The sequence below is a fragment of the Lyngbya sp. CCAP 1446/10 genome (assembly GCF_026130175.1).
Lineage (GTDB): Bacteria > Cyanobacteriota > Cyanobacteriia > Cyanobacteriales > Microcoleaceae > Microcoleus.
On record NZ_JAIGNI010000054.1, the window covers coordinates 1 to 23957 of the forward strand.

Annotated in this window: 20 protein-coding genes; 5 read left to right on the top strand and 15 right to left on the bottom strand. The window is 46.2% G+C overall.

The window, feature by feature from the left end; genetic code table 11:
- Nucleotides 1-112: 112 nt before the first annotated feature.
- Complete coding sequence (locus K4039_RS20305; protein ID WP_265237935.1) at nucleotides 113-739, bottom strand: response regulator; 627 nt, start codon at nucleotides 737-739, stop codon at nucleotides 113-115.
- A 951-nt stretch (nucleotides 740-1690) separates the two neighbouring features.
- Nucleotides 1691-2746, bottom strand: coding sequence for a hypothetical protein (locus tag K4039_RS20310; RefSeq protein ID WP_265237937.1), 1056 nt, complete (start codon nucleotides 2744-2746; stop codon nucleotides 1691-1693).
- A gap of 74 nt (nucleotides 2747-2820) precedes the next feature.
- On the opposite strand from K4039_RS20310, the gene K4039_RS20315 reads away from it, so the two are divergent.
- A complete protein-coding gene (locus K4039_RS20315) occupies nucleotides 2821-3720 on the top strand; it encodes a hypothetical protein (protein WP_265237941.1) in 900 nt (299 codons plus the stop codon).
- Between the two features lie 460 nt (nucleotides 3721-4180).
- On the opposite strand, the gene K4039_RS20320 is transcribed toward K4039_RS20315, so the two are convergent.
- The 6 genes from K4039_RS20320 to bchL form a co-directional block, all read right to left on the bottom strand.
- A complete protein-coding gene (locus K4039_RS20320; RefSeq protein ID WP_265237942.1) occupies nucleotides 4181-4549 on the bottom strand; it encodes a type II toxin-antitoxin system HicB family antitoxin in 369 nt (122 codons plus the stop codon).
- Nucleotides 4521-4790: a type II toxin-antitoxin system HicA family toxin gene (locus K4039_RS20325; protein WP_265237944.1), complete on the bottom strand. Its 270-nt coding sequence runs from the start codon at nucleotides 4788-4790 to the stop codon at nucleotides 4521-4523. Before K4039_RS20325 ends, K4039_RS20320 begins: the two co-directional genes overlap by 29 nt.
- Nucleotides 4791-4874: 84 nt before the next feature.
- The gene (locus tag K4039_RS20330) at nucleotides 4875-6284 is read right to left on the bottom strand and encodes a ferredoxin:protochlorophyllide reductase (ATP-dependent) subunit N (RefSeq protein ID WP_265237946.1); all 1410 of its coding nucleotides are present in this window, start codon (nucleotides 6282-6284) and stop codon (nucleotides 4875-4877) included.
- A gap of 82 nt (nucleotides 6285-6366) precedes the next feature.
- The gene (locus K4039_RS20335) at nucleotides 6367-6558 is read right to left on the bottom strand and encodes a hypothetical protein (RefSeq protein WP_265237948.1); all 192 of its coding nucleotides are present in this window, start codon (nucleotides 6556-6558) and stop codon (nucleotides 6367-6369) included.
- Nucleotides 6559-6761: 203 nt separating this feature from the next.
- A complete protein-coding gene (locus K4039_RS20340; RefSeq protein ID WP_265237950.1) occupies nucleotides 6762-8132 on the bottom strand; it encodes a DUF5331 domain-containing protein in 1371 nt (456 codons plus the stop codon).
- A gap of 34 nt (nucleotides 8133-8166) precedes the next feature.
- Entirely contained in the window at nucleotides 8167-9033 is an 867-nt protein-coding gene (bchL, locus tag K4039_RS20345) for a ferredoxin:protochlorophyllide reductase (ATP-dependent) iron-sulfur ATP-binding protein (RefSeq protein WP_265237962.1), read from the bottom strand.
- Between the two features lie 675 nt (nucleotides 9034-9708).
- Here bchL and K4039_RS20350 point away from each other — a divergent pair.
- Nucleotides 9709-9867 (top strand): hypothetical protein, encoded by a 159-nt coding sequence (locus K4039_RS20350; RefSeq protein WP_265237964.1) that lies wholly within the window; start codon nucleotides 9709-9711, stop codon nucleotides 9865-9867.
- Nucleotides 9868-9953: 86 nt separating this feature from the next.
- On the opposite strand, the gene K4039_RS20355 is transcribed toward K4039_RS20350, so the two are convergent.
- A complete protein-coding gene (locus K4039_RS20355) occupies nucleotides 9954-12101 on the bottom strand; it encodes a CBS domain-containing protein (RefSeq protein WP_265237966.1) in 2148 nt (715 codons plus the stop codon).
- A gap of 279 nt (nucleotides 12102-12380) precedes the next feature.
- Here K4039_RS20355 and K4039_RS20360 point away from each other — a divergent pair, with 279 nt between their 5' ends.
- A complete protein-coding gene (locus K4039_RS20360) occupies nucleotides 12381-14963 on the top strand; it encodes a PhoD-like phosphatase (RefSeq protein ID WP_265237969.1) in 2583 nt (860 codons plus the stop codon).
- Nucleotides 14964-15466: 503 nt separating this feature from the next.
- On the opposite strand, the gene K4039_RS20365 is transcribed toward K4039_RS20360, so the two are convergent.
- The 4 genes from K4039_RS20365 to purS all read right to left on the bottom strand — a co-directional run bounded on the left by K4039_RS20365 (nucleotide 15467) and on the right by purS (nucleotide 21386).
- Nucleotides 15467-17683, bottom strand: coding sequence for a hypothetical protein (locus K4039_RS20365; protein ID WP_265237971.1), 2217 nt, complete (start codon nucleotides 17681-17683; stop codon nucleotides 15467-15469).
- Nucleotides 17676-19715, bottom strand: a complete 2040-nt coding sequence (locus K4039_RS20370) for an ATP-binding protein (RefSeq protein ID WP_265237973.1) — start codon at nucleotides 19713-19715, stop codon at nucleotides 17676-17678. Before K4039_RS20370 ends, K4039_RS20365 begins: the two co-directional genes overlap by 8 nt.
- A gap of 346 nt (nucleotides 19716-20061) precedes the next feature.
- Nucleotides 20062-20763, bottom strand: a complete 702-nt coding sequence (purQ, locus tag K4039_RS20375) for a phosphoribosylformylglycinamidine synthase subunit PurQ (protein ID WP_265237975.1) — start codon at nucleotides 20761-20763, stop codon at nucleotides 20062-20064.
- 338 nt (nucleotides 20764-21101) lie between these two features.
- Entirely contained in the window at nucleotides 21102-21386 is a 285-nt protein-coding gene (gene purS, locus K4039_RS20380) for a phosphoribosylformylglycinamidine synthase subunit PurS (RefSeq protein ID WP_265238000.1), read from the bottom strand.
- Nucleotides 21387-21640: 254 nt separating this feature from the next.
- Between purS and K4039_RS20385 the strand changes: the two genes are divergently transcribed.
- Nucleotides 21641-22033: a Fur family transcriptional regulator gene (locus K4039_RS20385; RefSeq protein WP_265237977.1), complete on the top strand. Its 393-nt coding sequence runs from the start codon at nucleotides 21641-21643 to the stop codon at nucleotides 22031-22033.
- Nucleotides 22009-22200: a hypothetical protein gene (locus tag K4039_RS20390; RefSeq protein WP_265237979.1), complete on the top strand. Its 192-nt coding sequence runs from the start codon at nucleotides 22009-22011 to the stop codon at nucleotides 22198-22200. The genes K4039_RS20385 and K4039_RS20390 overlap by 25 nt, the downstream gene beginning before the upstream one ends.
- A gap of 57 nt (nucleotides 22201-22257) precedes the next feature.
- On the opposite strand, the gene K4039_RS20395 is transcribed toward K4039_RS20390, so the two are convergent.
- Nucleotides 22258-23226 (bottom strand): SPFH domain-containing protein, encoded by a 969-nt coding sequence (locus K4039_RS20395; protein ID WP_265237981.1) that lies wholly within the window; start codon nucleotides 23224-23226, stop codon nucleotides 22258-22260.
- 120 nt (nucleotides 23227-23346) lie between these two features.
- Nucleotides 23347-23778: an NfeD family protein gene (locus K4039_RS20400; RefSeq protein ID WP_265237983.1), complete on the bottom strand. Its 432-nt coding sequence runs from the start codon at nucleotides 23776-23778 to the stop codon at nucleotides 23347-23349.
- Nucleotides 23779-23957 lie beyond the last annotated feature (179 nt).

Consider the following 23957-nt stretch of genomic DNA (forward strand, 5'->3'; position numbering starts at 1 on the left):
TAAATCAAAATTTAGCGGTCAAGCAGTAAATGCGTGATTTTTGTGGCTGAATTAAGATATTTGTAGAATCAAATAAGTTATACACTGTCGAAAAATTAAGATTTACCGCAACTTATTGAGCGGATACTAAAACTTCATCTAACGCACTTAAAAAAATCACCGGAAGTTCTGAGGTAGCTTCATTGGCTTTGAGAGCTTCGCAGACTTCATAGCCATTCATTTCTGGCATTTTAATATCGAGTAAAATGACATCGGGAGGGTGATCATGAATTGTTCTTAATGCCATCTTACCGTTAGTGACGCTGCGAACTTTATAACCCTGTTTGTTCAATACTTTTGTTAAAAATTGCAGGTTTTCAATCATGTCGTCAACAATTAAGATATTGCCTTTGGGAGTTTCGCTTGGATTAACATCACTTTCTCCTGTGTCAGCGGGGGCGATAGCCGCTTCTTTACCTTTTGTGCCAACCATCGCAGTTGCGCCGCTTTGCTTTTCTAGCAGAGGCAGGAAGTTATTCTTAGTAACTTTTTCCCCCATTGCGTCTGAAAGGCGCTGCCACAGGAGAGAAGCTAAATCTTTGATATATCCTACGCTCAGGTACAAGCTGTCAGCAACTGCACCGTAGGTTGCGTTTTCCCAACAAGCTTTTAAAATTTCCTTCTCTAGCAAACTTAACGGTTTACCCCTCTTGGACTCCAAGGCAGTTTCTACGAATTCCAGGGCTTCTTCAAAAGTCATATGCCACTCACTGCATCAAGTAATATTTTTGATTGTTGCACCCTGGTAAGTATAATAGAAGGTAGAAGGCTCCTAGCAGAGGGCAGAAGGGAAAAGAACCCACTTGTCTGCTTTTGGGCGATCGGCAGGATTGGTGTAATTTTGTTTACCTAGTCAACTGATTTATTGTAAGTTACTTAGTGCCGTACTTTGAACCTGGGGCGAACCCCCCTATCCCCAGTTACGGTTTAGGAAAAAACAGGTTCCCTGCGCTGCATTCTTTAAACCGCACGCTAGCTGGCTAGTGACAGTTCAAGGAACCTCTGCCATATAACGTAGTTCAGGACTTACGCACGAAATGCCTCAAATCCCGATCGCCCCTAACCCTGCTTAAAAAGGGTGTTAGGGCGATCGATGCGTAAATTCCGATAGTTTTTATATAAACAATAGTCCGCACAGTTTTTATGTCGTAGCCTGAAACCCTTGATTTTCCAGAAAGCAGCGAACTTGCCAAATCGCGCTGAAATCCTTATTTTACGCTTGGCAATCAAAAATTGTCCGAAGTGTTGAGAAAGTAGCACAATAGACCTCTTGCAAAAATAGCTAGGACGGGCTCTTCGGCCCATCCCATAAAAAAAAAATTCTTGTAGAATGGGCCGAAGAGCCCGTTCCAAAATTTGATTAAAAGGACTTTTGCAAGAGGTCTAATTAGTAGGGTGTCCCGTCGGAGAAAACCCTAGTTTTGCGTACTAAATCCAACAATGAGGCACTCTACAATCCGATTAAAATGTGACAATTGCGTCCAGGACTGACCTTAATTCAGCAACGCCTAGAGTTGAGAATATAGAAGTCTACGCCGATCGAGAGCAGCAAGGATTGGTTTTCTTTGACGCTAGGCCAGAACGCGCAACAGAGGTTCTGCATCGAGAATTGAGTATGTCATAACAATTATTTTTCAAGTGGTATAAATGATTAAAGTGACTTCAATATCCCGCTTTCTAACTGATAAATTGCTGCCATGATTCCGGTTTCAGGATTTGTGAGCAGTGACTTTTTGACATCTTTTAAGTATTCTACAATGTGTTCCCGCAAAATCGGTCTTTCCACTTTGACTGTGTGATTGTAATCCCACAAATCCCAGATGATAATGCCGATGCCGACAATCGGATCGATTAAACCTACTCCTAACTGACTAGCAACTGTGCCGCCTGTTTTTGTGGCTAATTTGGCGGCGGCTTTGCTGGCTACTTTTGCTGTAACTTTGCTGCCGACTTTGGCTGCTACTCCCAATATTAAAGGTTTAGCAATTAAGTAACCGCTGCCGCCAACTAATGCTTTTAATGATAAATTTGAGACGTTTCCTTTGTCGCTAATTGTGGTGGCAATATCGTTTAGATATTTGTCCCATTGTACTTGAGGTATGTTATAATTGTCTTGGACTACTTTTACATTTTTGCTCACTTCTGATATGTACAAATTAGCAGTATCTTGAGTTATTAATTGGAATCTGAGTTGAGCATTTTTGGGCAGCAGGACGCGGTTAGCAAATTCTCTTTGGAAGTCTTCGGTTAATTTTTCGGAAACAGCATGAGATGCTGCTGTCATGTCAAATCGGTTGAGTACGGCTGATTTGACGAAGTTGAAAGGTACTGTAAACTCCATCTTTTTTTGATTGAAGTAATCGAAGTACCAATCGAGAAAGCTGTTGTCTAATCGTGCTACTACTTCGGTTTCCCATTTGTCTAATTCTTTTGATGCGAAAGCCTCGGAGGTTATATTGGCTGTTTGGATGGCGTTTTTAATGTCTTGGTTGACTTTGCTGAAGTCGTGGGGCGGCGAGACTACAACTGCTGTGGTTGCAGTATTGGTTAGCGACTGGGATATGAGAAAGTTGCCTAGTAGGGGAATAATGACTACTAGAATGACGATCGTCCAAATCATCGGTGTCACGGTTTTGATAAACTGGGTGATGACTTTGAGGCGTTCTGTTTTTTCTGAATAGCTGATTTTTTGCTTGTCTTGACTCATGGCGGTTCTGCAAGTAATGAGAATGGGGGGCTAGTTTTGATTATAGGCGACGTTTTGGGCGATCGACCTTACAGGTGTCTGGCCTGGGATTCTGGAATAGTGGAGGGGAAAGCGCGCGCGATCGCAGTTATCCGACACAAAATCGCCAGTTTTTAATTCTTGACTGCATAGAAATTAAAGTGGTACTATTTTTGAATATATTTCAAGCTGTGAATATGACTTCAGATCCTTTTCTCCGCAAGCTAGCAGCCATAAATCAAGCTTTATCTTCCCTATCAGCAGAAACCTGCACCGCGCCCGGATGCAATCAAGCAGTTTCAAAACCCGGTCACAAATTATGCTACGAACATTGGAAAGCTAACAACGCTCAACCGGTGTCAGCGCCCAAACCTAAACCCCAACAACCCTCTTCTCCCTCACTTCTGTCCGCTACCAGCATCAGCGATAAACTAGAAATATCAAAGCACAAAGTCAACCCAATTTTAGCAGAGTTAGGATTAGTAAACAAAGAGCGCAACGGCTGGGTAGCAACTAAGCGAGGGATTGGTTTTGGGGCGGTGCAAAAAACTTACCCTCAAGACAACACTCCTTATGTGCTTTGGCCAGAATCTATACTAACAAATCAAGTTTTTATGGCGACTATTGAGAGTCTTAAAGGTGAAAATTCAGAACAGATCAAAACAGAAGTAAACACAAAGCTAGGGTTCCGCGAGAAGTTTCGGGCGAGTGCACAGCATCGAACAACCGACGGTCATTTTGTGCGGTCTAAAGCTGAAGTTTTGATTGATAATTGGCTTTATATGGCGGAGCTAGTTCACGCCTATGAACGCCGACTACCCATAGAGGAAGAAGCTTACTGTGACTTTTATATTCCTGGGGGAAAGGTGTATATTGAATACTGGGGATATGAGAACAACCCGGAGTATGCGGCGCGCAAGCAAGTAAAGCAAGAACGTAAGAATTCAGGTCACTGAAATCCTTGCTGGGCAAAGACTTTAGCTCTGGAGCTTGATGCTAAATAAATTTCTATTCTCAATAAATGACGAAAAATGACAGTTTTTCGTCATTTATTGAGAATCAACAGATCAGGACAAAAGCCCTTATTTTGCCCTAAAACCCTTGCCAGACAAGCGTTGGAGCCGCAAGTTTTTAGACCTGAATCCTTACGCAAGAACTATATCAGAAGTACGAACTCAACCTGATTGAGTTAACAGATGAACATATCAAGAATTTGGATGATTATTTACCTAGAATGTTATTAAAATTTGGCGTAATTGTAAATTGATTGTAAAAGTACGATCGCACTTTTCATCCGCGTTCATCTGCGTTAATCTGCCTTTATCAGCGGTTGACAAAAAAATCAAAGAGCGATCGCCCTTTAAGCATCCCTCAAACGCGATCGTCCTGATAGGATTATATTTTATATTTTATATTTTAGCCAGCCTTACTCAACAAAGCCAAAATATATTGTTCCATACTAACTCCAGCAGTTTCAGCATTGTCTGCTAAACTCCGGCGCAGAGATTTAGGGATTTCCAATGATAAACTTCCGCTATCTTCAATCTCTGTTGCAGGTAAAGGAATCTCATCGCCACACTCATAAGCCGTCTCTATCCACAATTCCCTAGCTTCCTCAATGTTCTCCATCGCTTCTGACAAAGTTTCCCCCACAGACATACAACCCGGAAGGTCTTTTATGAGCGCCGTATAACCTCCTTCTGAATCTGGGTAAAAACTTATGGCATATCTCAGGTTCAAGTAATAGTCTAAAGATTTATTCCTCAATTGTATCTTCTGATTCATTGCTCCATTCCTCCAGTTGTAATAGCGCAACAATTTGCTTTACGTATATTCCTTTTACCTTTTGACCGCCCTTTTTAGGGACTGTAATCTTTAATCCATCGGCATTTCGGAAAGAATGGTGACTTCCTTTCGATCGCTTTTCTTCAAATCCAAAAGCAGTTAGGATATAGCACACATCGTCAAACCGCACTTCAGGTGGATTTGCTAAAAATTGTTCTACCAGTTTGCCTAACTTGCCCATTACTTTATACGGATGCTTGTACTATTCTAATAAAAAAGGGCGGGCATTGCCCACCCTCGCTATGAATCAGGTGTAATTCAAAAACTAAACCTTCGCCTCATTCTTCACCAAATTACCCCAACCCAAATCCTTCAGCGAATTATTCCGGCGCAACGGACGAGTCACCAACTCCAAAATATCCCGCGCATTACCAAAGCCGTGAATTTGAGCAAAAGTAAACTCAACTGACCATTTAGTATTAATTCCCCGCGCTTCCAAAGGATTAGCGTGAGCCATACCAGTAATCACCAAGTCAATATTCTGCGCGTAAATCCGCTGAAGCTGATTGTAATTGTCTGGTTTTTCGACAATCCGAGGTGTGGGAACTCCCATCTCGTGACAAGTTTTTTCTAACAGCGCTAACTCGGCTGCTTGATAGCGCTTGTCCATGTAAGGAATGCCGATTTCCGGGCAAGTCATGCCACAGCGAATCAAGAAACGTGCTAGGGAAATTTCTAGCAAATTGTCGCCCATAAAGAAGACTGATTTGCCACGAATTATTTGTAGGTAATCTTCCAAACCTGCCCAGATTTGCGCTTCTCTTTCGTCTAAACCTTTGGGTTCGATTCCCAAAACCGAGCAAATCTTCTCAATCCAAGCGCGAGTTCCGTCTGGGCCGATCGGGAATGGAGCACCAATTAGCTTACACTTACGACGGCGCATCAACGTAGAAGCCGTACGGGACAAGAACGGATTCATGCCAGATACATAATAGCCTTCTTCCAAAACTGGCAATTCAGTGTAGCGCTTGGAAGGAAGCCAACCGGAAACTTTGATTCCTTGCTTCTTCAATTCTAAGGTTAGCTGAGTCACAACTGGGTCGGGCAAAGAACCGAAAAGTACCAGCGGCGTGTGCTTGACATATTCGGATTCATCTGCATCAACTTCCTCTTTTTTCTTGCCGAAATTCAGCAGTTGAGAGATAGCATTGCGTTCTTGTTTCTGAGATTCGATCACCGGCGCTTTCTCAGGACATTTAGCGGCCATCGCAGCTAAAACGGTGTCTTCTCCTTGGGTGAAAGCGTAATCTAAGCCGTTAGCGCGGGCTGTGACGATGGGGATGCCGATTTCTGCTTCCAGCTTCGGTGCTAAGCCTTCCAAGTCCATTTTGATGATTTCGGTGGTGCAGGTGCCGATCCAGACGATTACACTGGGGTTACGATCGCGCTTTATCTGCAAACACAGCCGCTTCAACTCATCATAATCGTTTAATTGAGCGGAAATATCGCCTTCTTCCAACTCAGCCATCGCATAGCGGGGCTCAGCAAAAATCATCACGCCCATTGCGTTTTGCAAGAAATAGCCGCAAGTCTTGGTACCGATGACCAAGAAAAAGCTGTCTTCAATTTTTTGATAAAGCCAAGCTACGCAGCTAATCGGACAAAATGTGTGATAATTGCCTGTTTCGCATTCAAAGTTTAAAGCTTCGGGTTCGGTAGTAGTAATAGCAGTCATATTTCAAGTGTTCTCCCTTTAAATTGTTTTTTGGATCGAACTGGACTTGCGCCCGATCGAGCAAATATTTGTTTTTTGCGAATCAGTAAATCCACCTAATTAAAGGTAAAATACGGCTCGCTAAAAAGCTGGCTGTGTATGTCTTCTTCCTTCTTCCTTCTTCCTTCTTCCTTCTACTTAGCGCTTTTGCAGCGAACAATAATAGAAATAATGGTTTTGGCGTAATTATTCTGAAAAATAGATGCAGCAAACTGAATATTTTTGCAGCAGCCACAGCATCCAAAATTCAAGGTAAAAAATTCTGTGCGAGGGGCTGTAATCCCTCACAGCAGCAATTTAGTATTGTTCAAATCTAGAGATAAAAAGCCATTTGATAGTTGTGAGTTCGAGTTAATTAAAAATTAACAACTCGCAACTCACAACTCACAAATAGAGCGGAAAACGTCAAGGCTAAGATATACTTTGGCGATCGCAACTTTACTTAAAATCAGACAAAAAACCCGAAATTTCTTCATCGTCATCATCGGAATCCAAATCGCCGAGACCTAGAGCATCTAAATCATCTTCATCAGGATCTCCGGTAGTTGCTTCCCCTAAATCGTCAAGTCCGAGATCGTCAAGATCATCGTCATCAGATACAGAGAAATCGTCAAGACCGTCTTCGTCCAAGTCGCCCAGATCCAGATCCAGATCCAGATCATCTGAGGTAGCTGCCCCAAACGGATCAGGTATTGCTTCGGCGACAAAATCTGCATCTTCTTCACCAAACGGATCTGATATCTCCGCTTCGAGATCCCCAGAGGTCAAAGTCCCAAATTCTGAGGCTTCATCTTCCTCGTCATCGAGGTCGAGACCGCCCAAAACCGAGGCTTCATCTTCCTCGTCATCGAGGTCGAGACCGCCCAAAGCCGAGGCTTCATCTTCCTCGTCATCGAGGTCGAGACCGCCCAAAGCCAAGGCTTCATCTTCCTCGTCATCGAGGTCGAGACCGCCCAAAGCCAAGGCTTCATCTTCCTCGTCATCGCCCATATCGAAGTCAGATATGGCATCTTCCTCATCGTCGCCGAGGTCGAGACCGTCCAAAGCCGAGGCTTCTTCCTCATCGTCGTCCATGTCGAAGTCGGAGACAGATTCTTCCTCATCGTCGTCCATGTCGAAGTCGGAGATAACTTCTTCCTCGTCATCTTCCATGTCGAAGTCGGAGATAGATTCTGCCTCGTCATCTTCCATGTCGAAGTCGGAGACAGCTTCTTCCTCGTCATCCTCGAAGGATTCCTCCTCCGAACTCAGTGCTGAGGCTGCTGCGAGACCTGCGACTCCAGCGACTCCGGCGACTACTCCGGCTGCTGCCAAGGCCGCACCACCTAATTTATTAGACTTGGGGGCATCAGCGGGTGCAGCTTGCTCGATCGCGACTGCGGGTGCAGAAGTTGCTGTTTGAGTGGCTGCGGGTGCAGCGGTTGTCGCAGAAGTTGCTGTTTGAGTGGCTGCGGGTGCAGCGGTTGTCGCAGAAGTTGCTGTGACAATTGGAGATTGACCGGCCGTCTGTGGCGCGGTAGTTGAGGGCATACCCAACGCTATGTCTGGGTCAAAATTTAGCCCCAACACTTCGATCAGGCTGTCTGCATCCGGCTTTAGTCTTGAGAAGGGCAGCATTAATTGCTGGAGTTCCGGCTCCAGGGCAGCCGCAATTCCCAGGATGAGGTAAGAAACAGGCCTTTTCCCGCCGTCGGGTGTGGCGACCGTGTTGTCAGCCGTCATGTGCAGGAGCAGCCAAGCTCGATTCACCTGGTAATAGTCCAACCACTTCTGTTTGAGACCAACTGAAAAAGTATCAAAAAAAGCCATAACCTCTTTATCCTCATCCTGATCGCTAGACCTATTAAACCATCATCAGGTCTAGCTCATCTTCCTCCTTCTTGACCACTGGTTGAACAGGATTTAGATAAAAATCTGACAGCAACGAGAATAATTCGCGATCGGGCGTATCATTCGGCACTACTCCTTCGGGCATTGCCAAGATTTGGTCGGCGATGTTGAGGTAGTAATCGCAGACGTAGTTGAGGGAGGGATCGCTCTCGGCCATCTCAAATAAAGTTTTGCCTTTGACGCGAGAAACACGAATGTCTTCAATCAGCGGCAGCACTTCCAGCACAGGCATTGGTACGGTGTCGATGTACTTGTCGATCAAATCGCGCTTGGAGGTGCGGTTGCCAATTAAACCGGCGAGGCGCAACGGGTGAGTGCGGGCTTTTTCGCGGACTGAGGCGGCGATGCGGTTGGCGGCAAATAATGCGTCGAACCCGTTGTCGGTAACAATCATGCAGTAGTCGGCGTAGTTCAAGGGGGCTGCAAAACCGCCGCACACTACGTCGCCGAGCACGTCGAACAGGATGATGTCGTATTCCTCGAAGGCATTGAGTTCTTTGAGCAGTTTAACGGTCTCTCCGACTACGTAGCCGCCGCAACCAGCTCCTGCGGGTGGGCCGCCTGCTTCTACGCAGTCAACGCCGCCGTAGCCTTTGTAGATGACATCTTCGGGCCAAACGTCTTCGTAGTGATAGTCCTTTTCCTGAAGGGTGTCAATAATTGTGGGGATTAAAAAGCCTGTGAGGGTAAATGTGCTGTCGTGCTTTGGATCGCAACCGATTTGCAAAACTTTCTTGCCGCGTTTGGCTAGGGCAACGGAGATGTTGCAGCTTGTTGTCGATTTGCCAATTCCACCTTTTCCGTAAACTGCGAGTTTCACTGTTTGTTCTCCTATAGGTTTCTATCAAAACTATCAGGGCTGGGGTTTCACGCTTTGATTTTGCGATCGACCAACGGAGCTCAACGGAGCTCAACTGTAATGCTCTTACTGTCAAGTTGGGAGCAGGCCCTACGTCACCTCTTTGAAAGCATTATTAGCTAACTTGCGAGGAAATGAAAGGGGGCCTCCAAATGAAAATGCTAGTAATTTTGTTTATTTTGCATCTTTGGGAATCTTAGCTTCTTTTTTGATTTACCAATCTATTTTTATAATCTTTTTATCTTTTAAATCATTTTTAGAATACTTTCTTAATATAAAGAGGTACAAAAATAAAACAAAAATTAACTTCTCAAACAATCTGGGCTTTGGGCTTTGGGGCTAGGATGCAGGCAGTTGATGACTTGTGTGGCTAACTGGAAGGGGCATAAAGGTCCTGTTGGATGAGCAAAACCGGAGAGTGAGTTCGATTAATTGGGCCTGGAGATGGCAAAGTGCTCTTAGCTTTCGGCTGTTGCAGGTGATTTTGCTGCGGTTTTGAGTTTTGTGTAAAAAATTGTTAATTTTTAGGAATTGACGGACAGTTGTCAGTGGGCAGTGGGCAGTGGACAGTGGGCAGTGGGCAGTGGGCAGTGGGCAGTGGGCAGTGGACAGTGGGCAGTGGGTAGTTGTCTGTTTATGGATTACACATCGGTGGCTAGAAATACGGTTTCTGCGAGTTTTGCGTTGGGTAACGAGAAATTACTAACAAACCGGGTTTCTGAGGGCGCAAGTGCGATCGCGAAATACAGTTTTCAGTTGTTAGTGGTCAGTTTTCAGTTGTTTTTGATTAATTAATGACAACCGCCAACTGCCAACCGCCAACCGCCAACTGTCAACTGCCAACTGCCAACCGCCAACTGTCAACGGCTAACTGTCAACTGCTAACTGTCAACTGCCAACTGACTTCTGGCGATCGGAATTTCGATCGCAAATTCAGTCCCCAGTCCAACTTCGGAAACGCACTCAAGCCGCCCCCCGTGCTTTTCCACAACTAAGTGGTAGGAAATAGACAGTCCCAGCCCAGTGCCCTTACCGACTGGTTTGGTGGTAAAAAACGGATCGAATAATTGGCGGCGAATCTCATCCGGTATGCCCCCGCCGTTGTCGGAAATGCGGATCGCCACAAAATCATCAACAACTTGAGTGCGAATTGTAATAGCCGGAAGAGTCAATAGTAGATTTTCCCCATTTCCCTTTGCCAATTGGCTATTCTGGATTGTTTCATCCAAAGCATCAATACCATTGCCGAGAATATTCATAAACACTTGATTGATCTGACCGGCACAGCACTCGACGGGGGGCAAATCGCCGTATTCCTTAATAATTTGAATACCTGGATGTGCGCCTTGAGCTTTGAGTCGGTGCTGCAAAATCAACAAAGTGCTATCGATTCCCTCGTGAATGTCCACGAATTTGATGTTAGATTGATCCGATCGCGAAAAGTTACGCATCGACAAAACTATTTGGCGAATGCGATCGGTTCCTACTTGCATAGAAGACAGGATTTTAGATAAGTCTTCCACCAAAAAATCGATTTCCATATCTGCTGCTGCTTCCCGAATTTCCGAGACTGGTTCGGGATAATGCTGCTGGTAAAGTTCCAAGAGTTGAATCAATTCTTTGATGTAATGACTGGTGTGGGACAGATTGCCGTAGATAAAATTAACCGGATTGTTGATCTCGTGAGCGATACCGGCAATCATTTGTCCCAAAGAAGACATTTTTTCGGTGTGGACTAATTGACTTTGAGTTTGCTGCAACTTCCGCACAGTTTCCTCTAATTGCTGCGCTTGATTTTTTAAGCAGCTTTGCTTTGTCCGCAGCACTTCTTCGACTCGCTGGCGCTTGATAATATCCCGTCTTAATAATTCATTTGATTCTAAAAGTTGAGCAGTGCGCTCTTCTACTTGTTGTTTTAAGTCGTCGTGAGCTTGGCGCAGGGCTTCTTGGGCGCGCTGGCGCTCTAAAATTTCTTGTTGCAAAATTTCGTTGGTTTTCTGTAATTGGGTGGCTCTATCGTCTACTGCTTGTTGCAAAAGCTCGATCGTCCCGTACATTTCAGATTGGTTAAAAACTTGGGGCAAACTTGTTTGAGAGACAACACCCAAAAGTTCTCCCTGAATGCCAACTACTACCAAACGGCGGACTCCGTACCGCTGCATGGACTGGTGCGCCCGAAACAGCGAATCGGCGGGAGATATGCAAAATAAAGGCGCACTCATCGTCTCGGCAATGGATATTTGCGAGAAATTTAATTCGAGGGCGTGAAATTGCACGATGTCCCGCTCGGTGACAATGCCGATCGGTATTTGGTAATTTTCTGTAGCTGCCGCCCGCTGTGGATGCTGAATTTGCTCTTCGATAATCACGATGTAACTGACTTGATGCTTGACCATGAGCTTGGCCAAATCGATGGCTGAGGCAGTTTTTGGGGCACAAATCACTTCCTGCGTCATTACATCTGCTGCACAGCGCAAATTGGTTACTAAGTTAACCGGTTGCAGGGCTTCGTGAATGGCTTCGCGGGTGATGATGCCGATCAGTCGCGAGTTCTCATCGACTACGGGCAAGTGCCGGATCTGGTGCTGGCGCAACGTGAACATCGCTGTGAAAATATCTTGAGACTCGGATTGTTTGAGGGTAATTAGCGATCGAGTCATTACGTCGGCAATTGTCAGTCCGATCGCACAAGCTGCCACGGTAGTTAGCTTAACAATATCCCGTTCTGTAAAAATGCCGATCGGGCGATCGTCCTCCACGACTATGACGCAACTGCGCTTTGTCGGGCCCGGAAGAACTTTTTGTTTTTCGCTACAAAGCTGACACGAAACGCGCATCGGGTTCATGATAGCTAACACTTGGGCGATCGGCGTTTCTGGAGCCACTGTGAGCGGGTGGCGATCGATCGATCGATCTAAAGGTGACAAGTAGATCGGTGGGCTGTTGCGCTCTACAGGGGATTCTGATGGTTTAATTACTTGTTGCGGGACTGAATCTAGGAAATGCTGTAAATGTTCTTCTTGTAGCATGGTGATTATTAATCTTTCTTAATGAATTGTTACAATTTGGCGGGCGCGGGTTGGCAGACTTAGCATTAATTAAGCGGCTTACCCGGCCGAAAAACGGATACAAGCATCCCCCCTGGCTGTGGTGAAAAGCCCCAAATTTTAGACTGATGTTCGGACTCTGGCGATCGATCTGTGAAGTAAATAGAAAATAGAAAATGGAAAATTGACTGACAAAAGATCGATCGCCTCAAATCTGATTGCTAGAAAACCTCTGATTAAATTTTTATTTGTTTAAATCCTATGTCGTGGACACCATTAAATCATCGAATTCATCACTTGCCGCTCATCCTGGCCGGCCCGATTTTGCGCCGGACAGAAACAGGGGCGGTGACAGTTTGGCTGGCTCTGAAAGCACCCCGCGAAGTAGAACTCAAAGTTTATTCGACTGAGGGCGGCATCGGCGAAGTTCTCGGTGCGCCGTTGCTCCAAGGTACGAACACTACCGTGGCGATCGGCAAATACCTCCACGTAGTGGCCGTGACGGCTAAACCGACCGACAGCAAAGCCTTGACATACGGACAAATTTATGCTTATGACATAGAGTTTGCTGCGAGTCGCGACTCGCCCTCGGAGGTTGCAGTTCCAGAAAATGAGAAAGAAAATCTCCTTTCTTGCTTGTGGCCTGCCTCCCCTAATTTGTCAGTTTCTTCGCCGGAGACGATCGGTTATTTCCCTCACGGGTTGCCGACTTTTGCCCTGCCACCGCAGGATTTAAACTATTTGCGTATCGTTCACGGTTCTTGTCGCAAGCCCCAAGGAGACGGCAGAGATGCGCTGCCAATCTTGGATAATTCGATCACACAGTTTGCAGGAATGGCAAATTTCCGTCCCCACCAACTGTTTTTAACTGGCGACCAAATTTACGGCGATGACGTTGCCGATCCGATGCTGTGGGCTTTGACGGATGCTGGAGATACACTTTTGGGCTGGGAAGAAAATTTGCCCCTGATGAATGATGCCCAAATTAAAAAGAATTTGTGTATCAGTATACCTAAAAATTCGGAAAACGAAAACGTAGCTGGCCAAAAAAGAGAAATTTTTAGAGAGTCGCCTATTCCGAAACAATCTAAGGCTGAGTCTGACTACAAAAAGCCAATTGAGTTAAAGCCGGGGACTCGCAGCGATATTGCTAGAGATTTTGGCGGCTTTACGGCGATGTTGGTGAATAAACCGGATAACGCGAAAAGTCATTTGTTCGGTTTGGGGGAATATTGCGCAATGTATTTGTTAGTTTGGTCGCCTGTACTTTGGTGCGATAATTTTCCGAAGGGTAAGGATATTTGTAAAGATTCTAAGGGGGCAAAAGTCTGGGATAGAGAAGTTTCTGAACTTGGGGGTTTTGCGGGAAATTTGTGGAGGGTGAGGCGGGCGCTGGCTAATATTCCGACTTACATGATTTGTGACGATCATGATGTTAGCGATGATTTCTATTTGAATCGGGAGTGGTGTTACCGGGTGCTGGGTAAGCCGCTTGGCCGCCGGGTGGTGCAGAATGCTTTGCTGGCCTATGCTGTGTTTCAGGGTTGGGGAAATACGCCCGCACAGTTCGATCGGGGAAAACCGGGAGATAAATTATTAAAAGCTGCTGAAAAGTGGTCGGATTCGGCGGGGACTGATGTTTCTGCTTGGGAGAATGCGGCTAAGTATTTGGGAATTCCAGGACTCGATCATAAAACTCATTTACCGAGGTTGAAATTAGATGAAGATGTTTTGATTTTGGATCGGGATGGTGGGGGTGTAACGGAGGTTTTGAGTTGGCATTTTACTGTGAGAAGTTTTAAGCATGAGGTGATTGTGCTAGATACGCGGACTTGGCGGGGGTATCCGGTGGAAAGTGCGATCGATCCGCCGATGCTTTTGACTCACAAGGCTTTTGAGGAGCAAATTCAGCGGCCTTTGCGGGAGACTGATTTGTTGAATAAAACTGGGGAATTTGCGATCGAGGCGACGCTGGTGGTTTTGCCGACTAATTTGGTGGGTTTGTGGATTATTGATGCGGTGCAAAAGTTGGATTTGAAACAGGGAAAGGTTTTTAATAGTGATGCGGGAGATGCTTGGAATTTTCATGAATTGGCTTTTGTGAAGCTGTTGTCGGAGTTTTTTAAGCAGCGCGATCGGGTGATTGTTTTGACTGGGGATATTCACTATGCTGCTGCTGTGCGGCTGAGTTATTGGTCTGATAAACATTTTGGCATTTTTCGCCCGGATTTTGAGCGTTTTTCCCCTGCATCTGAGTTGGATCTAAAATCTCAAATCACAGATAGAAAACATTCTGTGTTGGCGCAGTTAACGGCTAGTGCTTTGATTAATGAAGAGTGGAAAACTCATGTGATTCATACTAAGGTTAAGTCGCTATTGCCAGAGCGATCGCACGAATGTTTGGGATGGAATGAGCCGCTGGAGTTGGTGAAGATTTCGAGAAGTGGCAGAAAGAAAGCTGTGGCTGCTGCTGTGAGGAATAAGCAATCTTTTCCTGATTGGGGCTATCGAATTGACTGGATGAAACGACAAAAAGCTAGGGTATTTTTGCAGCATGAAAATGGTGAAATGTCAACTAGAACGCACAAAAATAAACAGTTGTCGTGGCTGCATAGGTTGTGGAATTTTATAGCGCTGTTGTGGCGCAATCGCTGGCTGCAAGAGGGTGATGAGATTGTGGGATATAGCAATATTGCGATCGTCAGTTTTCAGTGGCCGGCTGAGGGTGATGGGGAGAAGGCGGTGATGCAGAATGTCTATTGGCGGCCTCTTTGGGAGCCTGGTAGTGTGGTTTATAGTCAGTATTTTGTGCCGCTAGGATTGGATGAGACGGGGGTTGATTGAGGTGGTGTTTGTCTGCGGTTGAAACGGCGGTTGAGACGGCGGTTGAGATGGCGGTTGAGGTTAAAACGGCGGTTGAAACGGCGGTTGAAACCGCGTCTACACAGACAAAACCTGCCTCCGCAGGTTGAAGATAATTTTTCTTAGTCCGCGGAGGCGGACTTCGTTTGTGTAGCCGCGGTTTCAACCGCCGGGTGCTAATGATATCAACTTTTCTAAGCCCGATCGCCCGATCGCCCGATCGCCCGATCGCCCGATCGCCCGATCGCACTAAAACCCTTTGTATCTGTCGTCGATCGCCCAGGCCTGATCCCCCTAAATCCCCCTTAAGAAGGGGGACTTTGAGCGCTTCTTGTCCCCCCCCTTCTTTAAGGGGGGCTAGGGGGGATCTGGCCTTAGCAGATCGCCCGATGATCGCACAATCGGATGTAACCACCGACAACACCGCAAAGTCGGACACCGCACCGTACCGTTTCCCTACCCCAAAAATTCATCGCCCATTGCTCTCAAACATCGCCCAAATCCCCCATTCCCTCCAATCGCAGGAAATGCACCCGGCCAGACGCATCGCCCGCTACAACTGTCACTCCATCAGGGGCGATCGCACAGCAATTAAAATTATAATCTCCGCTGAAACTAGCAATTTCTTTGCCACTAAGCAAATCCCAGACTTTCAGGGTATTATCCCATGAAGCGGAAATCGCTGTTTTGCCATCGGGTGCGATCGCGACTGCTTCTACTAACCAAGTATGACCGATGAGAGTTATCAGGGATTTACCATTGACCAAATTCCAGATTTTGAGGGTATTATCCCATGAAGCAGAAATCGCTGTTAAGCCGTCCGGTGCGATCGCGACTGCTGTTACATCGTCAGTATGACCGGTGAGAGTTTTCAGTTCCCGGCCACTGTCTGTGTCCCAGATTTTCAGGGTATGATCCAATGAAGCGGAAATCACTGTTTTGCCGTCCGGTGCGATCGCCACTGCCATTACCATGCTAGTGTGACCGGTGAGGGTGAAAAGTTCGATGCCGCTGTCGATGTCCCAGATTTTCAGGGTTTTATCGTGTGAAGCGGAAATTGCTGTCTTGCCGTTGGGTGCGAATGCGACTGCGCTTACAAAGTGAGTATGACCGATGAGAGTTTTGATTTCCCTCCCGCTAAGCATATGCCAGATTTTAAGGCTGCGATCCGGTAAAGCGGAAATTGCAAGTTTGCCATCATTCGCTATTGTGACTGCACTTACCGAGGTATGACCAATGAGAGTTCTCATTCTCAATTCAGTACCACTGTCAGTGTCCCAGACTTTTATGGTGTTATCAGATGAAGCTGAAATTGCTCGTTGGTTGTGTGCGATCGCGACTGTTAATACACGGTCATTATGACCGATGAAAGTTCTCAATTCGCTGCTGCTATCGATGTCCCAGATTTTTAGGGTTTTATCATGTGAAGCGGAAATAGCTGTTTTACCGTCTGGTGCGATCGCTATTGCTAGTACCGAGTTAGTATGACTGGTAAGAGTTCTCAGGGATGTTCCACTATCGATCTCCCAGATTTTCATGGTTCTATCCTTGGAAGCGGAAATTGCTGTTAGACTGTCCGGTGCGATCGCCACTGCTTGTACCTCCCTAGTATGATCGGTGAGAGTTCTCAATTCTCTGCAACTGTCCATGTCCCAGATTTTCAGAGTTTGATCTCTGGAAGCCGAAATCGCTATTTTGCCGTTTGGTGCGATCGCCACTGCTGTTACCGGGTCACTATGACCCGTGAGAGTTTTCAGTTGTGAGCCTGTCTCGGTGTCCCAGATTTTCAGCGTTTTATCATCGGAAGCAGAAATCACGGTTTTTCTGTCGGGTGCGATCGCGACTGCTAATACATAGGAACTATGACCGATGAGAGTTTTCAGTTGTGAGCCTGTGTCGGTGTCCCAGATTTTCAGGGTACAATCCGAGGATGCCGAAATCGCTGTTTTTCCGTCTGGTGCGATCGCCACTGCATTTACATAGCCAGTATGACCGATGAGAGTTTTCAGTTGTGAGCCTGTCTCGGTGTCCCAGATTTTCAGGGTACAATCCGAGGATGCCGAAATCGCTGTTTTTCCGTCTGGTGCGATCGCCACTGCATTTACATAGCCAGTATGACCGGTGAGAGTTCTGAGTTCCGTGCCGCTGTCGATGTCCCAGATTTTCAGAGTTTTATCGCCTGAAGCCGAAATCGCTCGTTTGCCGTCTGGTGCGATCGCCACTGCTTTTACCCCGTCAGTATGACCGCTCAGGATTCTCAGACAGCCTTCTCCGGATCGCTCTAAATTAGCCGTCAAAGGTCGCAACCAAACGGCATCTTTCCACTGCTTTGCTTGTTCCAACATTCCCTGAATTTCAGGTATTTCAAAATCTAGCAACCTCCCCAACAATTGCCCTGAAAGCTGCGTTTTATCCCTTTCCAAAACGTGCGCCGACTTGCGAATTGCCCCTTGAATCAACTTCAGCGTTTCACTCTGCTCTCCCGACAGCAAAACATCAGAATTTCTCGCTAAATCATAATCCTCAATTAGCGCTTCTACCCCCAACGCCTCCAACTTCGCCTCAATAAAATCAAAATCCGTCAACAACTGATGCAGCCTTTCCCCTTGAACACTCTCCGCCAAATGCCCCGGCAGAGTTTCCAAAGCATAAAGCCGCTTTTTCGGCGATAGTTTCCCCAACCGTTCTTTAAACTTACTCATCGCCGTACAAATCCTCCCACAAATTATCAGAAATCGCCGTTTCGATATCCCGCAGCGACACCCCAGCTTTCTGCACCACATCTATGCGGTGGAGAAAATTTTGGAAACTCGCGTGATAGATACTGTAATCAGAAGAACTATCGCCGCTGCGCCGCAAAAACTGCTTCCAATCATCCAGAACTTCCTGCACGTCTAAGGCATCTTCCTCAGCAAAATCCGCCACAATATCGCAGGAAACAGGCTTGCGAACTTTAGTCAACAAATAAATAACCTTCAACTTCCGGCGGCGCAATTCTTTATCCCTAACCGCCATTTCCATCCGCGCCCAGTGCTTCTCATAATATCCTTCCAATTCCCTAGGTAAATCTTTCAAACTGACATCGCTATACTTGCCACTGTCGATATCATTCAGCACGTAGCGGAGGTACATAAAATTATTTTGGCTTTTCTCTGCCACAACTGCCACAAACTTTTCCCGGCTCAAATTTTGACCGTTAATCCAATCCTGAATTGACGAACTATTACTCGTGCGTTTTTCAATATAAGCCTTGACATCTTCCAGACTTTCGGCATTATATTGCATCAAATCAAAAACCCGATGATTTGGTAAAGACAGAGTTTCCGGCCGCTTCGAGACAATAAAATAAACGTTTTCGGGCAAAGAATCCGGCAAATAGAGGACATTGCTACCGCGTCCTTGCAAACTCAAATCCACTTCATCCAGCGCATCCACCACAAAAATCAACTTTTTACCGTTCAATTTAGCGCTGACTTCCCCCAACAACCGACTTAAAAAATTGCCATCTCTCGTCGCATTTTCCGGCAATTTTGGATAATCGAGTTTAAAACCTTTAATTAACTGAGTGCAGACATTTTCCAGAAATTGTTCTGGCCGGACAATGCCTTGAGATTGCGAGTTAAAATGGGCAACGCAGCGGCGCTTCAGCAGCAGCACGCACATCGCCATAATTGAACTTTTCCCGACACCCGGATCTGCTTCTAAAACAAAGTAACCCTTCGGATTTTCCAGCAAGAAGCGACTCATTGCTTCAAACACAAATTTGCGGCCGGTAAAGTCTTGAACTTTATCATTAATAATCGTCTCGCACTCGTAGGGAAGTGGCAATCGGGGCGCGGAAGTATCAACTAATCTTTGCAGCAAATCCTGTATTTGCCCTAAATCGGATCGGATGCCAATTTCTATTGATGCCAATTTCACCATCACTTGACAAATCTGCTGGTGACTTGCCACAGCCTCTAATTTATCGAGGATTTCGCCATTTTGTAGCCCCAAATCTTTGAGTTCGCCCAAGGCAATTTGATGCAGATTCAACACCATCGCCGCAAACTTCTGCCCGCCAGTCTCGGCATCCTGTTTCAGCACTTCCCGAAACGCTTGCGGAAAAATTGTGTGCAGTTTCTGCGCCACAAGCTGCACGATTTCACCATCGAAGGATTTACACTCACTCGCCGCGAATCTGTTGACAAAAATCCCCCAATCTTCCACAGTCAATCCCGTAACTTCATCAAAACTATCAGCAGAAAAAATCTTAGTAAGTTGGTCTTCGGAAATCTTTAAAACACTTGACGAATCGGTAACTTCTGTGTTAATATTGAGCCAATAGGTAATACTTTCTTCGGCTAATTCGTTGAGTGCTTTTTTAGGGTCGGGCAAATGCTTAGATTTGGCAAGTTCTGTTAATTCAGCCGATCGCGCCACTGACTTGAGAATATAGCCGATCGCCTCACCCGCCGCCCTAGTCAAATCGTGATTGTCGAGGATCTGCTTATTCTTCGCCAAGCGATCGACTATGTGGTTTCCCACATCATCCGCCATCAGACTCCCAGCTAGATTAGTTGCGATCGTTCCTAAGACAGAAACACCCACAACTGCGATCGGGCCGCCGATCATCGCCGCTGCCGCTTCCGCCCCCGGCCCACTGAGCACAGTAGAAATAACTTGCCCGACAGTCATCACCGCGCTGCATCCAAGTACCCTAGTTTTAATATTTGCTAAATCTATCTGTGGCATAAATTAAATATTTTTCTCACTTTGCCGTAGTTTAGCGCGGCGAGAGAATTGCTACAAGGTAGGAGCAATCACGAAATAAATCCCCCCGTAGGGAAACGGCACTGCTAATATGTGTCAGCTTAAACCTGAAACCGTTGATAAATCTCGCTTTTATCCGAGGCCAGATCCCCCTAAATCCCCCTTAAGAAGGGGGACTTTGAGACGATTCTTGTCCTCCCATTCTTAAGGCCAGAATCCCCCTTAAATCCCTCCGATAGTCGGGGGACTTCGAGAAGATTCTTGTCCCCCCCTTCTTAAGGGGGGTTAGGGGGGATCTGGCCTCGGCTACAAGCGTAAATTTTACGAACTACAAAACAGCCGCCACAGTAGCCATCAGCAACCCTTGAAACAATTTCACCCCATCAGTTTCGCCCAACATTGGATCAGAAGCCCTCTCAGGATGCGGCATCATTCCTAACACATTGCCCTGGCGATTACAAATGCCCGCAATATTATTTAACGAACCGTTGGGATTGCCAGCATCGCTAATTTTGCCCGCCTCTGTGCAGTAGCGAAACAGCACTTGATCGTGTTCTTCTAGCTCTGCTAAAGTATCGGCATCGGCATAATAGTTGCCTTCCCCGTGGGCGATCGGCAAATCGATGATTTCACCCGAAGTATAAGCGGCAGTCCAAGGAGTATTACCCCGCTCAACTTTCAAAGAAGCGCGATCGCAAATAAAATTCAATCCCGCATTCCGCACAAGCGCACCGGGCAATAAACCAGCTTCTGTCAACACCTGAAAACCGTTGCAGATGCCGAGTACAAGCTTTCCTTTTTTCGCGTGTTCTGCCGTAGCCCGCATCGCCGGAGAAAAACGGGCGATCGCGCCGCACCGCAAATAATCTCCGTAACTGAAACCGCCGGGAATTACAATGATGTCAATATCCGAAATATCCGTATCTTCGTGCCAAATCATCCGCGTCGGTTGGTGCAGCAACCCTTGAGTCACCCACACCACATCGCGATCACAATTTGAACCAGGAAAAACAATAACTCCAAATTTCATAAGCTGAAGGAAGAAGGAAGAAGGAAGAAGGAAGAAGGAAGAAGGAAGAAGGAAGAAGGAAGAAGGAAGAAGGAAGAGGGAAGAGGGAAGAAGGAAAAGGTGTCAACTTAAGACTGAAATCTTAGGTTTCTCTCGCTTGTATCAAAGTCTAGATCCCCCTAAATCCCCCTTAAGAAGGGGGACTTTGAGTCGTTCTAGTTCTTGTGTTTTTAACGAAGACTTTGAATGCTCTTGTCCCCGCTTTTTAACAAAGACTTTCAGAACGCTCTTGTCCCCCCCTTCTTAAGGGGGGTTAGGGGGGATCTCCGGGTTGAAAAACACCCTAGGGGCGATCGCATTTATACCCCTGCTGTCTCGACAGGTACAGCAATTGCCGTCAAATCAAAGCGATAATTCTCAATAACTGGATTCGCCAAAAGTTGGTCGCAAACGCGATCGAGTTGTTCGCGGGCCTCCGATTCGCCCGCAGCAGTCAGCGTCAATTCAATGTACTTCCCGATGCGGACGCCCTCAACATTGTCGTATCCCATGTGTTGCAAACCAGACTGTACGGCAGTGCCGGCAGGATCTAAAACCGAAGGGCGAAGGGTAACATAGATTTGGGCAAGATATTTCTGAGTCACGGGAATGTTGCGGTAGGTGATGTGCAAGTTAGCGCCATTGTATTCTACAACCAGGTTGCGCGCGATCGACCTTCCACACCAAATCCGGGCTTAAATACGCTCTTATTCCCCAGTCTGCGGAGGCAGACTTCGTATGTGTAGACGCGGTTTCAACCGCCGAGTCTTCTGTAGACGAGGATTTGGTATGACTCCCCCAAGTGAGATAGCCTAGAAGCAGGGACAAATGTGATTCCAGCAGATTACACAAAAAAATTATGAGAACCAACCGCACCCGCAGTCAGGAGCGTATTTTAGACTTGCTCAAGACCTTAAATCGATCGCTCTCAGCGCAAGATATCTACCTAGAACTGCGTAACAGCGACCAAAGCATGGGCTTAGCAACCGTTTACCGCTCCCTCGACGGTTTAAAGCGAGAGGGCTTCGTTCACGTCAGAACCCTTGCTAGCGGCGAATCTCTCTACGGTGCCGCCCATCAAGACCAACATCACCTCACTTGTCTCGAATGCGGCGCGTCCATTACGATCGACGAGTGCCCCGTCCATCACTTAGAAAGCCAACTACAACAATCACATTCTTTCAAAATTTATTATCACACATTGGAATTTTTCGGATTGTGCGATCGGTGTACTTTGGCTCAAGAATCTTAGGGAAGGAAGAAGGAAGAAGGAAGAAGGAAGAAGGAAGAAGGAAGAAGGAAGAAGGAAAAACTTATATCGTTCTTACTCGGCGATTGAAATCGCTGCTATACAGACGAAACCCGCCTGCGCGGGTTGAATTAATTCTTAGTCCGCGGAGGCGGACATCGTTTGTGTAGAAGCGATTTCAATCGCCCTTTCTTGCTTGTATAGGAGCGATTTCGATCGCCCTTTTTCTATTTCTTCACCTCATTACTATTACCTTCCCCAACCATCGATCGCAATCCTTCCATCGTAGCGGGGATGCTGCGCGGATCCATAAACATCACCTTGCTACTGTCGCTGCTGCCAATTTTTAAGCCCATGTCCAAATAGTTTTGAGCTAACAAAAACTGTAAAGCTTCCCGCGCATTGGGGTCATTTTGCAGGGTTTTGCCGATAATCTGCAAAGCCTCCGAAGTAGCTTGAGCTTTCAAAACTTGACTTTGGCGTTCTGCTTGCGCTTTCAGGACGATCGCCTTTTGTTGAGCTTCCGCCTCCAAAATAGTCGCTTTTTGACGCGCTTCTGCATCCAAAACCTGTGCTTCCGCCTTACCTTTGGCGCTGTTAACTGCCGACTCCCGTTCGCCCTCCGATGTCAAAATTGCCGCCCGTTTTCGGCGATCGGCTGCCATCTGCAATTCCATCGATTCCTGTACAGTTTTAGAAGGGATAATATCGCGCAATTCTACCCGCGTTACTTTCACTCCCCAAGGATCGGTAACAACATCTAAATCTCTGAGCAAGATTTCATTAATTTGAGAACGAGCCGTAAAAGTTTGTTCGAGATCCAATTGACCCATTTCCGCGCGAATTTGAGTCAGCACCATATTTACCATTGCTGACTGAAGATTTTCAACTTTGTAACAGGCTTTGTCCAAGTCTACAATCCGCCAGTAAACCACAGCATCAACCGTAAACGAAACGTTATCGCGGGTGATACAAGCTTGCGGGGGAACATCTAAGACTTTTTCCCGAATAGTTTGCTCGTAAACTACGCGATCGAGAAACGGCGTCACAAAATTCAAACCTGGTTCGAGTTTCTTGCCATTATATTTACCTAAAGTCTCCACCAATGCTTGATTTCCCTCATTGATAATCTTGACGGAACCTGCGAGGGCTGAACCGCCTAGTGCTAAAAACACGAGTAAAAATAATTGTTCCACAGTTGACTCCTATCAATTTTGACTGTTAAATATTGATTGACTGTTGACTGTTGACTACTGACTAATGACTACTGACTAATGACTAACTACTAATTGTCGGCGATCGATTACGCATTTTGTTTAAGAATGCAATAAGTTTTCTGGCAAAACTATCAGAGTAGTGCCTTTCCGTCCCACAACAATTACGTTTTGGTTGGGGGGGATGGCGGTAGAAGTGTCTTCGCAACGAGCTTGCCAAGAATTCCCCTCATAAATCACTCGACCCGATTCTCCTGATGGAATTTCTGTTAAAGTTTTTGCTTCCTGAGAATCTGCGATCGCCCTTACCTTACCTTTTGGTATCAACCGCCGGGACAGCAGCACAAAAACTGTCGAAAATACCATCCACAGGAATATTTGTAAATTAACGTAAGGTAGAACTAAAGAGCATCCAGCTACGGCGAAGGCGCTCAGTCCCATCATAAAAGCGACAAAAGCAGTCGGGAGAAATAACTCTGCCAAACAGAGCAAAGTCCCAGCTAGCAGCCAAAGGAGCGTGGGAGTCCAGATCATAAAAAGGAATAGTGATACTATTTAGATTCTTAGATTTGAAATTTGAGATTTCAGAATTGCCAACAACAGACTCTGCAAGGATTTGCGACTTGCCAGCCCTCAGGAGCGATTGTTCACATCGCGGTACCAGGTTGAGGCTTCCATTGTACTCAAAGTCAGAGTTTAGTAACTTAGATTAC